Genomic DNA, 15,346 nt, shown 5'->3' with positions numbered 1-15,346 from the left:
TTACTTATTCAGGATGTGTTCCCGTTTAATCTTAAATTTTTTAATTTTTGAGTTAAGGGTGGTAGCAGGGATATTTAATATTTCTGCAGCTCCACCGATACCGGATATTTTTCCCTTGCAATGTTTTAAAACCGACAGAATATGGTCGCGTTCGTTTTCGTGGATGCTTTTGATTTTTTGCTCATCTGTATGGTTAATTACCTCATTTCTATCTGTTTTAGGTAGGTGGATTTCTTTTAATATGTTGCCGGATGTTAATAATATGCTCCGTTCAATCAAATGCTCGAGCTCCCTCACATTTCCTGGCCAGGGGTAGAGCATGAGTTTGTTCAGCGCACTTTTAGAAATGGCGTTTACCTGCCTTCCTGTTTTTTTTGAAATGCGTTCAATGAAGAATGCCGTAAGATGGGGGATATCATCCAATCTATCCCTCAACGGGGGGATTGGAATTGGAAATACATTCAACCTGTAATATAGGTCGCTCCTGAAACTCCCTTTTTCTACCTCTTTTAGCAGGTTCCTGTTCGTGGCAGCTATAATTCTCACATTTGTTTTAATTACATCCCTGCCGCCAATCCGTTCAATTTCCTTTTCCTGTAATGCACGGAGCAGCTTTACCTGAAGTTCTAATGAAAGTTCGCCAATCTCATCCAAAAAAAGCGTCCCATTGTGTGCCAGTTCAAACTTTCCGATACGCCTGTCAGTTGCACCTGTAAAGCTGCCTTTTTCATGACCGAAAAGTTCACTTTCAGCCAAACTAGCGGGTATTGCGGCACAATTGATTTTAACCATCAATTCGTTGCTACGAAGCGAGGAATTATGTAATGCCCTTGCAATGAGCTCTTTTCCTGTTCCTGTTTCCCCGGTAATCAATACAGTACTATCGGTAGCAGCCACAGCCTCAACCAGATGGAAAATGTCTTTTAACGACTTGCTCTGCCCGATGATTTCTGTATGGTTGTATTTGTGTTGAATCTCTTCCTGCAGGTAACTTTTTTCATCCTCTAATTTTTGTTTGTATGCATTGATTTCTAAGAGCTGTTGCTCAATTTTTTCGTTTGCGCGGATGTTCGATATCGCAATTGAAATCTGCAGTGAAATGCCCTGAAGCAGATCGAAATAGATATTCGATAACGAATTCAGGTTCTTAGTGTAGAGGTAAAAGAAACCGATACATGCTGATCGGTCTACCATTTTCAGACCAATCATTTCTTTGATGCCTTTATTGTGCCAAAATGATAACCAGGCAGGTGCGTCATCCCACTTTAAAACTTCTTCAACGTTAAAAACGATTGGTTTTTCTGAAGAAATCATCGCCCTGCACATGCCATCATCGAGCGTATACTTCTTTGATGATTCTGGTGCAATACCGGCTGTTTTAAGAAAATCCTCTTTTTGATTATAGATGAAAGCACTATGGGTCTCCTGATCGTCATTAATCAAACAGATTACAAAGTCATCAAAATCAAATAATTTTTTAAGCTTCAGGTCTATAACATCGAAAAGATCAAGTTTATTCCTGATGGAAGCAATGGAGTTGCTTAACGATAACAAAACTGCATTTTCCCTTTCTTTTTGTTCGAGTTTTTTAACCAAACGTGCATTTTCGATTTCAAGTACTGTCGCTCCATTAATATTTAGGATGGCATGTTCTTGATTTTGAATTTCAGATAAATTGCCCTTGCTTTCCATGTCGCTAAAGTAGGGTTTATAAATTTAATTAATAACTTTTTGTTTTTTAAATTGGTAACGAAATTTCGTTATTAATTTGTTTTTTATATTGATTTTTAGCTAGTTAGATTGTATTTTAATGTTGATATTTTTTTATTTTTTTTCGTTAATTATTTAGGTGCTCAATTAATTTATCCCGCAGATTTGGGAGATTTCCGCAGAGGTAAATGTTTGGTTGATTGAATGTTGAAATAAATCATTAATCGCAATTCAATAGAAATGTCGTCTTTCCCGCGCAGGCGGGAACCATGAAGTGCTCAGCGAAGCTAATCTTAATACTTGAAGCATTTGTTAGGCATTAGGATTATTCATAAGCTTTCTTCTCTTCAAAGGCATTCATGAGCACTGCGTGGTTCCCAATCAAATTGGGAATGACGATCCGATGAAGGGAATCACAAGTCCCAAATTATGCGCGTTGTGCCTTCCTCCGTTTTCTCTGTGGTTAAAACACACATACTTTTCCCGCTGCGTCCTTTGTGGTAAAAAACAATATTGAAATTCGTAAATCAACGATATATGGTTAATCATATTTCGTGTGTTTTTATGTAAGACTCTCATTTATAGTTATTTGCGAGGTGGTATGTTTCTTGGAACAGTGAGGGAAACAAAAATATTTAATTATGAAACCATCACCAGACTTATTATCTCCGGAAAATCATGCATTAGTATTAATCGATTTCGAGGGACAGATGGCTTTTGCAACAAAAAGCATCTCTATTACCGAACTTCGTACAAATGTTGCCATTGTTTGTGGCGCATCTAAAATCTTTAACGTACCCACTATTGTAACCACAGTTGCCGAAGAATCGTTTGCAGGCCCTGTTTTTCCAGAAATTGAAGAATTTTATCCCCAGGCTACTTCAAATTATATCGATAGGACTTCGATGAATACCTGGGAAGATGAACCGGCTTACAAAGCAATCACGGCAACCGGGAAAAAGAAACTTGTATTGGCCGGTCTTTGGACAGGTGTTTGTATCGTTGGTCCGGCTTTATCTGCCTTATCAGAAGGTTTTGATGTTTTCGTGATCACAGATGCCTGTGGTGATGTAAGTAATGAGGCACACGAACGGGCCATTCAGCGGATGGTGCATGCAGGTGTAAAACCGGTAACTTCTGTGCAGTACATCCTCGAATTGCAAAGAGATTGGGCCAGAACCGGAACTTATGAGCCTGTAACCACACTGATGAAAAAATACGGTGCAGGTTATGGCCTTGGCATCCAGTATGCACACAAAATGGTAAAACACTAATCCTCATTTACATAAAATGAGAACTGATTATCCCCATTTGGCATTTGTTGTTGCAATCTGTTTTTGCTTATCAACAACTGTGGCTTTCGCCCAAGGCATTAAGCTTATGCGCTACGATGAGGATTATAGCAATCTGAAAGATTCGGCCAGGAACCACTACAATACCTTAAAGTTCCTGCCGCTTTCTGCAGATAAAAAAGTTTACCTCAGTTTTGGTGGCGAAATCAGGGAGGAATACGGAGGGAAAATCAATGAAGATTGGATCAAAGATCAGGGTTTCAATTATTCTTTTTTACAGCGCTACTCGCTTTATGCTGATTTAAATGTTGGAGAAAGACTGCGGATTTTTGCCCAGTTAAACAGTGCGCTCGAAAATGGCAGTAAATATGGACCATCTCCGGTTGATGAAGACCAGCTTGTAGTACAAAATCTGTTTGCAGAATACAGGATTCTTAAAGATTCACCCAATAAATTAGCCCTTAGGTTGGGTAGGCAGGAAATTAATTACGGTTCCGGGCGGTTAATTTCTGTAAGAGAGGGGACAACCGTACGGCAGTATTTTACCGGAGCAAAACTAATGTATGCAACACCACGGTTTTCACTGGATGCATTTGTTTTAGCGGCTGATGAAGTGAATTTTGGGGTATTCGATAATCGCCCCAGCCATCAGGCCAACCTTTGGGGTGCTTATTCGAATCTCAATATCCAACAAGGGGGAAACTTCGATTTCTATTATTTAGGCATCAGGCGCGACAATGCAGAATTTGAGGAAGGCGCTGAAAAAGAAATCAGGCATACCGTGGCTACCCGGTATTGGAAAAGTGGCGGTGGTTTTATCTATAATGTAGAAGCTGCCTATCAGTTTGGCAAGTTTGGAAGTGGCAACATCGATGCCTGGACGATGGCTATTGAATTGGGTTATACTTTTGAAGAAACCAAGCTTAAGCCTTCTGTAAACCTGCGGAACGATTATATCTCAGGTGACCAGAAAGCAGGCGATGGGAAACTCCAAACCTTTAATCCCTTGTATCCTAAAGGAGGTTATTTTGGATTTAACCCACTCATCGGACCTTCGAACCTAATTGATCTGCATCCTTACTTAACCCTTAGCCCAACCGATAAATTAAGCATTCAGGCTGATGTAGTTTTTAACTGGAGGTATTCTACAAACGATGGGATCTATCGCCCCAGCGGAAATTTTAATACCGCAGGTTCACTTTCTAATCATCGCTTTATCGGTACCACTTATCTGCTCAGTGCAGATTATAAATTCAATAACAACCTTTCATTCAGTTGTGGGGGGCAATATTTCAGGGTAGGCGATTTTATAAAAGATATCGTACCACGCTGGGACAATTCAAAGTTTTTTAATGCTCAGGTATCATACAAATTTTAAATAATAAGAAAATGAAAAATAACTTCACTAAACAGTCAATAGCTGCTATCCAAAACTTCAGGCTGGCCATTATCATATTCTCTGTATTTGTTACGGGAACAACATTCGCACAAACAACTACCGCAATTGGAACGGCCAAAGTTTGGGGTACGGTTGATGGGATTGCAATCGAAGGGGTAGTTCAGGGGCCATCAGCGCAGGTTAGCGATTTGCAGATTGCCTGTGTTTTTGAGTACACCGAAGGCGATATTTTTAATTCGCCACCTGCACTTCCGCCAGCATTAAATGGTTTGGTACACCTAGATCAGGATATGAAAGGTTTGATCACCGAAATCCGTAAAAGTGGGAAATTTCTTGGTCACGCCAACGAAACCATTTTAATTTCTCCACCAAAAGGTACCATAGGTGGCAAACGCCTGCTTTTAATCGGTCTTGGCGATCGGAATAAATTTACACCAGAATTCATGACCGGAGTAGGCAGCATCGCCATGAGAGAAGCGCTTAAACTTGGTGTAAACAACTTTTCTTTTGCAAGTGATTTAAAAGATGCAGGGATCGACTCGCCAACGGCATTGGTTGCTGGAAACGTTGTAAAAGGCATTTTCGAAGCCTACAGAACCCAAACCTGGTTAAAAGAAAAGAATATGGCAACCTTTAAACCAGTGGCAAAAGTGATCCTTTTGGCAGGACCTGCGTTTTTTACAACAGCCGGAGAAGGCATTCAGGAAGCAATTGCTGCCATTAAAAATTAAGATCTCAAATCTAAAAAGAAGACACCATGACTGCAGATATAATTTTATTCAATGGTAAGGTTCATACCATTGCCAAGCAAAAGGAAGAAATAACAGCCGTTGCCATTAAAGATGGCAAGTTCATCGCCGTTGGTCGTGATAGCGACATCATGAATTTTTCGGGTTCTGCAACAAGACTGATTGATCTGGGTAAAAAACGGGTTGTTCCGGGGATTAACGACTCCCACATCCATTTAATCCGTGGTGGGTTAAATTTCAATCTGGAATTACGCTGGGATGGTGTTCCGTCACTGGCTGATGCTTTACGGATGCTTAAAGAGCAGGTAGATATTACCCCATCACCACAATGGGTGCGCGTAGTTGGGGGCTGGTCTGAGTTTCAGTTTGCTGAAAGACGAATGCCAACGCTGGAAGAAATAAATGCCATTGCGCCCGAAACGCCTGTGTTTATTTTGCATTTATACGACCGTGCTTTTATGAACCGCGCTGCGCTTAAAGCCGTTGGATATACAAAAGATACGCCTGCGCCTCCGGGTGGAGAAATCCAGAGAGATGCCAATGGGGAGCCTACGGGACTGATTATCGCCAGCCCAAACGCGATGATTTTATATTCTACACTGGCAAAAGGTCCGAAACTTTCTTATGAACATCAGGTAAATTCTACCCGTCATTTTATGACCGAACTGAACCGTTTCGGGATTACCAGTGTAATTGATGCCGGTGGAGGTTTTCAAAATTTTCCTGACGATTATAAAGTTGTAAACGAATTGAATGAGCAAAAACAACTTACCGTTCGCATTGCTTATAATTTATTTACACAGCGCCCAAAGCAGGAATTTGAGGATTTTGACAACTGGACCAATACCGTAAAACTTTATCAGGGAGATGATATGTACCGCCACAACGGGGCGGGTGAAATGCTGGTTTTCTCTGCAGCAGATTTCGAAGATTTTCTTCAGCCAAGGCCAGACCTCTCCGATAATATGGAGCCCGAACTGGAACGTGTGGTGCGTTTACTGGTCGAAAAAAGATGGCCTTTCAGGCTTCATGCCACTTATAATGAAAGTATCGGTCGTTTTCTAAATGTTTTTGAAAAGGTAAATAGAGATATTCCTTTTGCTGGCCTGCCCTGGATATTCGACCATGCCGAAACCATCGACGAGCGGAACATTGAACGTGTAAAAGCCCTGGGTGGCGGCATAGCGATTCAGAGCAGAATGGCTTATCAGGGCGAATATTTTACCGAACGTTATGGTGCAAAAGCTGCCTTGCAAACACCACCGGTTAAAAAAATGCTCGAAATGGGAGTTCCTGTTGGTGGTGGTTCTGATGCCACCCGCGTAAGCAGTTACAATCCATGGGTTTCCATGTTTTGGTTAACTGCCGGTAAAACAGTTGGTGGCTTAAAAATCTACAGTGAAGAAACCGTTTTATCAAGAGAAACCGCTTTAGAACTATATACCAGGGGCAGTGCCTGGTTTTCGAACGAGCAGCAAAAAAAGGGTGATATCGAAGTAGGCATGCTTGCAGATTTAGCCGTTTTAAATCACGATTACTTCGAAGTTGCCGATGAGCAGATCAAAAGTATCGAATCTGATTTAACCCTAGTTGATGGCAAAATTGTGTATGCCAAAGGCGATTTCTCTTCTTTTTCTCCACCAAAAATCCCGATTCTGCCAGACTGGTCGCCAACAAACAGTTACAACGGATATTATTCTCCGGCGACGCACAAAACAGATCAACAGGGAAAAACAAAAGGGGCAAAGGGCGCCGGTTCGGTTTTAGCAATGGTGCACTCTTGCGTAGGTAGCTGTAATGTCCATAATCATAATCACGATGCAGTGAGGACCAGCAACCTTCCTGTAAACAATTACACCGCATTTTGGGGCGCGCTGGGCTGCTCATGCTTTGCTTTTTAATCCATGGAAAATATCATTAAATACCTGCTTTATTCTGATTTGGGATCAGACTTTAACAACTGGGCCGTACTTATTTTTAGGCTGCTGCTCATGCTCGAGCTTTTCAGGGTTCATGGCATGAAAAAGTTCCGTGTACAAAACGGAGAGAAAGAACATGTACCCAATCCCCTGGGGTTGCCAGATAAACTGAATGCCCTGGTTGCCACTTTTTCTGATACCCTTGTGCCATTTCTGGTTGCCATAGGTGTCGGAACCAGACTTTTCTTATTGCCATCTATAGGTGTAACGGCCATCGGCTATTTCGTAGTACATCGTAAAGATTCGATTGAAGTGCGTGATGTACCTTACATGTACACATTGGCCATGCTTTTTTTATGGTTAATCGGACCCGGGACTATTTCAATAGATCATTATTTATTCAATACACTTTTTAATTAAAATAAACATTAAATCACAAATTATGGAAGCTAAAATTGGAATCAGCGCAGAAAACCTCGCCGAGGTTGCACATTCATTAAGCAAAATTCTTGCAGATGAATACGTTTTATATACCAAAACAAGAAAAGCGCACTGGAACGTTGAAGGACCAGACTTTTACAACAAACACAAATTTTTTGAAGAGCAATACACCCAACTGGAAGATATTGTTGATGAAGTTGCAGAACGTATCCGCAAGCTTGGTCATTATGCGCCCGCATCGCTTAAACAGTTTCTGGAATTAACTCACTTAACTGAAGACGACCGCGGTAAAAACGATGCACCAACCTACATCAAAATGTTATTGGCAGATCACGAAAGTATCCTGATCCATTTAAGAGAAAACATCGATAATTATGCAGGGGCGCTTAAAGATGCCGGAACAAGCGATTACATCACAGGATTAATGGAAACACACGAAACCATGGCCTGGATGTTAAGGGCTCATTTATCGTAAAATCAAAAACAAAATGGAAGAAAAACAGAACAATATCTGGTTTGTAACCCTTGTATTAACCATTATAGCGGGCTATTGCGATAGTATTACCTTTGTTGCTGCCGATAAGATTTTTTCGGCACACGTTACAGGAAACTTTATCGTATTCGCTTATCAGATGATAAAAGGCTCTGATGGCGATGCATGGATCAAACTGCTAACTTTCCCAATATTTATGCTCTCTGTTATGGCTGGCGGCTGGATATCGGCGAGATTTTCGAACAGGCATTTTCTGCTTTTATGTGAGGGGCTTATTCTTTTACTTGGCGGTGCAATAGCGTATTCTTTAGGCTATATAGACAATGGTGAAGTTACATGGCCAATGTACCTGGTTACCATGATCGTGGTTTTTGCCATGGGGATACAGAATGCCTTTGGGAAACTTTATGCCAAAGAAACCTATGGACCAACCACCATGATGACGGGTAATGTAACCCAGTTTGCGCTTGATATCAGGTCGTTTTGTAATTCGGGTTTCAAAAACGCCGACTTCCTTTCAGGGATAAATAAAGGTTTAATCACATTGGGCGGCTTTTTAATTGGCTGTATCCTCGGCGCCTGGATCGGACAGCTGTTTGGCTTAGTGGGCATCGTGCTGCCTGGTGTTGCCATGTTAATCTGCTATTACAGCACAAAGGCGGATAAAAATGATGCTAAAATTTAAAGATGCCAACCATAAACAAAATAGCTAATTGTTGCTGGCCGGAATTCAGGTTCCTGTTAATTACTTTCATGCTGATCAGTCCTGTCCTTGCAAAAGGGCAGGGCATCAGGACCATCAAGGAAGTTGAGACAGCGGAAATTAAACTCCGCAGGCTTGGCCAAACCGAAAGTAAAGTCGATTTATGGATCGATCTGGGTACCTATTACCTCAATTTACCAGGCGAATTAAAAGCCGACCTTGCCCGGGCGATGCAGCTCCGCGAACAGGCTTTTGCTTTAGCCGGCAAGATCGAATATCCAAAAGGAATTGCCCGAAGTATGGTGCTCAAAGGAAATATCATCCGCGAATCGGGAGATAAGGTTTTAGGGACAAAAATTTATGAACAGGCCATTGCCTACGCCTCGAAGATGAATCTGAAAGATCAATTGGCAGAAGCATATTCGGCCATAGGGAATCTTTTTGGTAATGAAGGAGCGGATCTCGAAAAGAAAATTGCTTACAATGAAAAATCCCTGGCCCTTTACCGCCAGGCAGGAAATAAATTAGAAGAAGCCAATTCGCTTAAAAACCTGGGCGATTATTACAACATAAAAGGGCAGCCAGCCTATGCCATTCAACTAATGGATACCTCGCTTGCTGTTTACAAGGCTATTAGTTTTAAAGAGTTGCAAGGCGTGTACAATAACATGTGTATTACCAATATCAGCCTCGGCAATTTTTCGGAAGCGCTAAAATACGGTTTACTAGCAGAGAAAACTGCCGACCAGTTGGCTGATACAAGTTTGCAAAGAAGTTCTATAAACAACCATTTAGGTTTAACCTATTATTACCTGCGTAACGACCAGAAAGCGCTTGATTATTGGTTAAGGGCAAAAAACATCGCGGAGCGTTATAAAGATCCAGGTTATATGCAAACCATTATTGCCAATGTAGCTACCATTTATGTTCGCATGAAAAGGTTTGAAGAAGGAATAGCTGAGTTGAAAGAGCTGATTAAAAAATATCCGCCAACTGATACCCAGATGAAACTGCGCATACCTTATATTTTGTTCAACACCTACTACGATATTGGACAATATGACAAGGCTGAACCATTTTTCAAAACTTTAATTAAATTCCACCATGATCTGCCCAAAGATGATCCGAACCAGATTTACCTGTACCGCAGTATCATCCGGAAACTGATCCGTGAGAAGCAATTTCAAGCTGCCGACGGTTATTTAAAAGAACATGAAAAGCAAAGTTTAGCGCAGAAAAACTTACTGGCGCTGTCTCAGTTGCACAGGCTTTGGTTTGATGTAGATTCTGCATTGAACAAACCCTGGTCGGCTGTGGCGCACTATAAAACCTATAAAAGATTAACAGATTCCATCTGGAACAACGAAAAGAACAAACAGATTTCGGGATTGGAAATCGAATATCAAACCGAGAAAAAAGATAAGGATATTGCCTTGCTTCATCAGAAAAATCAGTTGCAGCAGGTCAGGATCGGGAATGAGGAACGGGTGAGGTATTTTTTTATCGCAGGACTTATTATCGCGGCGCTGTTTGCAGGCCTCATTTATAACCGTTATCGTTTAAAAAAACGTAGCAATCTTATCCTGGAACAAAAGCAGGAAGAAATCAATACGCAGAACGAACTGCTTAGGAAAATACTCGGCGAAAAAGAATGGCTCCTCCGCGAAATCCATCACCGGGTTAAAAACAACCTGCAGATTGTAATCAGCCTGCTTAATACCCAGTCGGCTTACCTCGATAATGAAGATGCTTTAGTGGCCATTAGAAATAGCCAGAACCGGATGCATGCCATGTCGCTTATTCATCAAAAGCTTTATCAGTCTGATAATCTGGCCGAAATTGATATGAAATGGTACATCAAAGAATTGGTAGAATATATGATCGAATGTTTTGGTACTGATAAGAAAATCCAGTTCACTTTAGAAACAGAGGCGATTAAATTAGATGTTGCACAGGCGGTTCCGCTTGGTTTGATCCTGAACGAGGCCATTAGTAACGTGATTAAATATGCCTTTCCGGATGATAAAAAAGGTAAAGTGCACATTTCTTTCTTGCTCACGGGAGAGGAGCGCTGCGAACTGAAAATTGCAGATACGGGGATTGGTTTGCCAGCAGGCTTCGATCCTGATCATACCGAATCACTTGGAATGAGCTTAATGACCGGCCTTACCGAACAGCTTAACGGAGAAATAAAAATGTGGAATGATGATGGCCTTGTGCTTGATGTCATCTTCAAACGCCACAACGAATTAATTACAGAAAGCTCAGCACTATTAATAAACAAAAATTAAACGATATGAATAATAACATTTTAGGCTTGCACCACATCACGGCGATTGCAGGCAATGCACAGCAAAACTTCGATTTTTATACTAAAACACTGGGTTTAAGGTTGGTGAAAAAAACGGTAAATTTTGATGACCCGGGTACTTACCATCTCTATTATGGCGATGAAAGTGGATCAGCAGGAACCATTCTTACCTTTTTTCCATGGGATGGAATTGGGCAGGGCACTGAAGGCGTGGGGATGGCAACAGAAATCGGCTATTCTGTACCTGTGGGCAGTCACCAGTTCTGGTTGGAAAGATTCGGTGCCGCAAACGTTAAAACAAAGGAGATTACCGAGCGTTTCGGCGAACAGGTACTTGCTTTTAAAGACCCAGATGGTTTATCGCTGAGTTTGATTGTACCTAAAACTACAGATGCCAGAACGCCCTGGGAAACTGCTGATATCAAAAAGGATACTGCAACCAAAGGTTTCCACAGTACCACTTTAACCCTGCAAAGTATCGATGGAACCGCAAAGGTATTAACTGATTTATTTGGTTACCGTTTACTGGGACAGGAAGAAAACCGATATCGTTTTATTACCGATACCGTAGAAAATGCGGCTATTGTAGATCTGTTGGAAGTACCATCTGGCCACAGGGGAAGAAATGCTGCCGGTACCAACCACCATGTGGCATTCCGTGTTAAAAACGAGGATATTCAAATGGAATTGAGGGAGCAGATTTTAAGTAAAAACTTACAGATTACGCCTAAAATCGATCGTGATTATTTCTACTCTTTATATTTCCGCGAACCAGGGGGTGTACTTTTCGAAATTGCAACAGAAAATCCAGGTTTTACCGTTGATGAGCCTTTAAATGAACTGGGGACACATTTAAAATTACCGCATCAGCACGAGCATTTACGCGAAGATTTAGATAAATTACTTCCAAAATTAATTTAAAAAGATGGCAGAGGTAAAATTAAACATTCAGGAAGGCGAACCAAGTTCGTTCGATATTTATGATGAAGACGGAAAAGTTGGCGAAATGATTTTCGATATTAAGGATAACGATTTAACCGTTTACCATACCGAAGTAGATCCTGCAAAAGAAGGAAAAGGATATGCTAAAATGTTGCTCGATGCAATGGTGGCCTATGTCCGCGAAAACCGATTAATGGTTATCCCAATGTGCCCTTATGTTCACATCCAGTTCAAACGGCACGAAGATCTGTATCGCGATATCTGGAACAAAATAAAAGAAGAAGAATAAAATGAAAGAAATTATAAAAGCTGGAAAAAGCCTTGATCAGGCAGGAAAAGTGCTGATCATGATCCACGGTCGTGGAGGAACTGCCCAGGATATATTATCAATGGCAGAATACCTGGAGGTTTCAAAATTTGCATTGATCGCCCCGCAGGCGGAAAATAATACCTGGTACCCTCAATCATTTTTGGCGCCACGGGCAGCTAACGAGCCTTCACTTTCCAATGCGCTAAAAACAATAAACGATATTGTAATTGATCTGGGAAAAGAAGGTTTTACAAAAGAGCAGATCTACTTTTTAGGTTTTTCTCAGGGCGCCTGTTTAACCCTTGATTTTGTTGCAAGCAATGCTGCCCGTTATGGTGGTGTGGTGGCTTTCACAGGTGGCCTTATCGGCGAACAGGTGGATCACCGCAATTATCATGGCGACTTCGACGGTACTCCTGTTTTTATCGGCAGCAGCGATCCCGATATGCACGTTCCGGTATCGAGGGTTAAAGAATCAACTGCTTTACTCGAAGGTATGGGCGCAGAGGTTACCGAGATTATTTACCAAAACATGGGGCATACCATCAGTCATTCAGAAATTGCACAGGTAAATAAGCTGATTTTTAACGGTTAACGGAGCGAATGGAAAAGGAAACAGAAAGAATAGAGGCTTTTAGCGATGGAGTTTTCGCCATATCAGTAACACTCCTGGTGCTCGAACTTCATGTGCCCGAGATAAAAAACGGCGACACTTCCATTCATTTGCTGGAGCAATTAAAACTGCAGTGGCCGGGCTATGTCGCTTTTGTCATTTCCTTTTTTAGCATTTTTATTATCTGGGTTAACCACCATAAAGTTTTTAAACAGATTTACAAACGAAACACGGGGCTGATGTTTGCCAACGGACTCATACTGTTCCTGGTTTCGCTTGTTTCTTTTCCCAGCGCACTACTGGCCAGGTTTTTTCTAACAGATTCCAAGCAGCTTTCAGTTACCATTTACACCGGACTGTTCGTTCTGATTAATCTGGCTTTCAACCTGCTTTGGCAACAGGCTACCTCGGATAAAAAACTGTTGCGTCCCGGAATAAGTGATGCTGCCATTATGCAGCTCAGAAACAACTATCTGTATGGATTCCCGACCTACTTAATCGCTTTTGTCCTTTCGTTCTTTTATCCCGATCCCGCTTTGCTGATCTGTGTTTTGCTTTGGATATTCTGGGCGGTATCATCAAAGAAAATTAACTTTATCCAAACATAGTGGTTGTAATTGCAAAGGATTTAAATTTATAAAATATGTCGAAATATAAAATTGCGGTACTTGATGATTACCAGGATGTAGCGAAATCATTTGCCGATTGGACGGTACTTGCCGAACATGCCGATATTAAGGTATTTACCGATCATCTTCATGGGGAGGATGAACTTGTAGCACGCTTAATCCCTTTTGATATCATTTGTGTCATGCGCGAGCGCACTCCATTAAGCGCTGCTTTACTCATGCAGCTGCCCAACCTGAAACTGATCGTTTCTACAGGTGCCAGAAACCGTTCCATTGATGTTGCTGCAGCTGAAAAATTACAAATTGAAGTGCGCAATACAGGTTATTTAGGTCACGGCGCTTTAGAGCTTACCTGGGCACTCTTAATGGCCATCGCGAAACACATTCCACAAGAAAATGCCAATCTGCGTGCTGGTGGCTGGCAGCATATGGTGGGTAACGATTTAAAAGGGAAAACCCTTGGCATATTAGGACTTGGGAATTTGGGTGCACAGGTTGCTGCCGTGGCAAAAGTTTTTGATATGGATACCATTGCCTGGAGTGAAAATTTAACGCCTGAAAAAGCGATAGCTGGCGGTGCCAGGTATGTAGACAAAAAAACTTTATTCCAGGAATCTGATTATCTAACCGTTCACATGGTGCTGAGTGATAGGAGTAAAGGCATTGTGGGTGCCGAAGACTTAGCACTGATGAAGTCTACTGCCTACCTGATCAATACTTCCAGAGGGCCATTGGTTGATGAAGATGCATTGATCAAAAGCCTCGAAGAAAATAAGATCGCCGGAGCGGCTTTAGATGTTTTTGATAAAGAACCACTCGATGAAGGCCATCCTTTCAGAAAATTGAACAATGTACTGGCTACGCCGCATATCGGCTTCGTTACCCAGGATACTTATAACCTTTTTTTTAATGATATTATTAAGGTTTTGCTGGACTGGATTCCTCAACATCCAAAAAATTAGTTCCATAGTTTCAGATGTTACCATCTGACACGAATAAATTAAGTGCCTCATTTGTCACTCTGAGGGGGTAATTTATTTCATAAAGATCAATATAAATGACGTTGAAATATCAGTCGGTATATAATTCCCCTCTTTTAGAGGGGTGTCCGCAGGACGGGGTGTTTTATTCGTCCTGGCCGGACAGGCCTTTTTCTTTTGGCACCAAAAGACCAGCGTAGCTAGCTTGAATGCCGTTGAAAACATAAAAGCCCGTGAAAAAACAAAAGTGTCGGCTGAAAATTTTTGTATTGAAGTTTCTGCATGGGCTTGGCCTGTGGATTCCCAAAAATTTGTTAGGCCGATTTAAGTAGAACGGGGATACCGTGCTATGGCTTAGCTGGATGGAAATGCGAAAGTAATTAAGGTGTTGATTAGTAATTATTTGTAAAATAACGTCAATGGTAGCGTAGTCGAAGACTTCTTGAATTTATAATCGCAAATAAGCCCTTCGGCTACGCTGCTATGGACGGACTCCAATAGAGTGGTCCGTCTTTCCCGCGCAGGCGGGAATCTTAAAGCGCTTGTATTACGATTATTCATAAGTTTTTCCTTTTTTTTATAGGCATTCATGAGCACTCCGCGGTTCCCAATCAAGTTGGGAATGACGGCCCCCGTAATCTAACATTTGCAAAAAAAATCAGTTATTTAATTGGCTTTTATACAATAAATTAACCCTCAGGGTCACATCTTCTTGAGATTTATTTCCTAACCACAAAAAATAACCGAATCATAAATTAACGAAATAAGGTAAGCTTGAAATGTGTATTATTTTGTTATTTATTTAATAATCAGGTAATTGCATGGTGGCTTTTGTTTTGAATGATAAGAGATGAC

The 15,346-nt window shown here is 41.3% G+C and carries 14 protein-coding genes; 13 read left to right on the top strand and 1 reads right to left on the bottom strand.

Going from position 1 to position 15,346, the window contains the following annotated elements; genetic code table 11:
- Nucleotides 1-1,692, bottom strand: a complete 1,692-nt coding sequence (locus LQ201_RS23720) for a sigma-54-dependent Fis family transcriptional regulator (protein ID WP_230146143.1) — start codon at nucleotides 1,690-1,692, stop codon at nucleotides 1-3.
- A 659-nt stretch (nucleotides 1,693-2,351) separates the two neighbouring features.
- On the opposite strand from LQ201_RS23720, the gene LQ201_RS23715 reads away from it, so the two are divergent.
- Genes LQ201_RS23715 through LQ201_RS23655 form a run of 13 tightly spaced genes read left to right on the top strand, consistent with a single transcriptional unit; the run spans nucleotide 2,352 to nucleotide 14,473 of the window.
- The gene (locus LQ201_RS23715) at nucleotides 2,352-2,984 is read left to right on the top strand and encodes a hydrolase (RefSeq protein ID WP_215130319.1); all 633 of its coding nucleotides are present in this window, start codon (nucleotides 2,352-2,354) and stop codon (nucleotides 2,982-2,984) included.
- 16 nt (nucleotides 2,985-3,000) lie between these two features.
- The gene (locus tag LQ201_RS23710) at nucleotides 3,001-4,380 is read left to right on the top strand and encodes an alginate export family protein (RefSeq protein ID WP_230146142.1); all 1,380 of its coding nucleotides are present in this window, start codon (nucleotides 3,001-3,003) and stop codon (nucleotides 4,378-4,380) included.
- Between the two features lie 11 nt (nucleotides 4,381-4,391).
- The gene (locus tag LQ201_RS23705) at nucleotides 4,392-5,132 is read left to right on the top strand and encodes a M17 family peptidase N-terminal domain-containing protein (RefSeq protein ID WP_230146141.1); all 741 of its coding nucleotides are present in this window, start codon (nucleotides 4,392-4,394) and stop codon (nucleotides 5,130-5,132) included.
- 26 nt (nucleotides 5,133-5,158) lie between these two features.
- Nucleotides 5,159-7,051 (top strand): amidohydrolase, encoded by a 1,893-nt coding sequence (locus tag LQ201_RS23700; RefSeq protein ID WP_230146140.1) that lies wholly within the window; start codon nucleotides 5,159-5,161, stop codon nucleotides 7,049-7,051.
- 3 nt (nucleotides 7,052-7,054) lie between these two features.
- A complete protein-coding gene (locus LQ201_RS23695; protein ID WP_230146139.1) occupies nucleotides 7,055-7,489 on the top strand; it encodes a DoxX family protein in 435 nt (144 codons plus the stop codon).
- A gap of 22 nt (nucleotides 7,490-7,511) precedes the next feature.
- Nucleotides 7,512-7,985, top strand: a complete 474-nt coding sequence (locus LQ201_RS23690) for a Dps family protein (RefSeq protein WP_131032254.1) — start codon at nucleotides 7,512-7,514, stop codon at nucleotides 7,983-7,985.
- A gap of 13 nt (nucleotides 7,986-7,998) precedes the next feature.
- Nucleotides 7,999-8,688 carry a YoaK family protein gene (locus LQ201_RS23685; RefSeq protein WP_230146138.1) on the top strand — a complete coding sequence of 230 codons (690 nt, stop codon included), beginning with the start codon at nucleotides 7,999-8,001 and terminating at the stop codon, nucleotides 8,686-8,688.
- Between the two features lie 2 nt (nucleotides 8,689-8,690).
- Nucleotides 8,691-10,997 (top strand): histidine kinase dimerization/phosphoacceptor domain -containing protein, encoded by a 2,307-nt coding sequence (locus tag LQ201_RS23680; RefSeq protein WP_230146137.1) that lies wholly within the window; start codon nucleotides 8,691-8,693, stop codon nucleotides 10,995-10,997.
- Nucleotides 10,998-11,002: 5 nt separating this feature from the next.
- Entirely contained in the window at nucleotides 11,003-11,938 is a 936-nt protein-coding gene (locus LQ201_RS23675) for a ring-cleaving dioxygenase (protein WP_230146136.1), read from the top strand.
- A 4-nt stretch (nucleotides 11,939-11,942) separates the two neighbouring features.
- On the top strand, nucleotides 11,943-12,248 hold the full coding sequence (locus tag LQ201_RS23670; RefSeq protein ID WP_230146135.1) for a GNAT family N-acetyltransferase: 306 nt from the start codon (nucleotides 11,943-11,945) through the stop codon (nucleotides 12,246-12,248).
- Nucleotide 12,249: 1 nt separating this feature from the next.
- Nucleotides 12,250-12,864: an alpha/beta hydrolase gene (locus LQ201_RS23665; RefSeq protein WP_230146134.1), complete on the top strand. Its 615-nt coding sequence runs from the start codon at nucleotides 12,250-12,252 to the stop codon at nucleotides 12,862-12,864.
- An 8-nt stretch (nucleotides 12,865-12,872) separates the two neighbouring features.
- On the top strand, nucleotides 12,873-13,490 hold the full coding sequence (locus LQ201_RS23660) for a TMEM175 family protein (protein ID WP_230146133.1): 618 nt from the start codon (nucleotides 12,873-12,875) through the stop codon (nucleotides 13,488-13,490).
- Nucleotides 13,491-13,525: 35 nt separating this feature from the next.
- The gene (locus LQ201_RS23655; RefSeq protein WP_230146132.1) at nucleotides 13,526-14,473 is read left to right on the top strand and encodes a D-2-hydroxyacid dehydrogenase family protein; all 948 of its coding nucleotides are present in this window, start codon (nucleotides 13,526-13,528) and stop codon (nucleotides 14,471-14,473) included.
- Nucleotides 14,474-15,346 lie beyond the last annotated feature (873 nt).

Source organism: Pedobacter sp. Bi126 (assembly GCF_918698245.1).
Lineage (GTDB): Bacteria > Bacteroidota > Bacteroidia > Sphingobacteriales > Sphingobacteriaceae > Pedobacter.
Note: the sequence above shows the minus strand (reverse complement) of the source record. Positions and strands in the feature narration are given on the sequence as shown.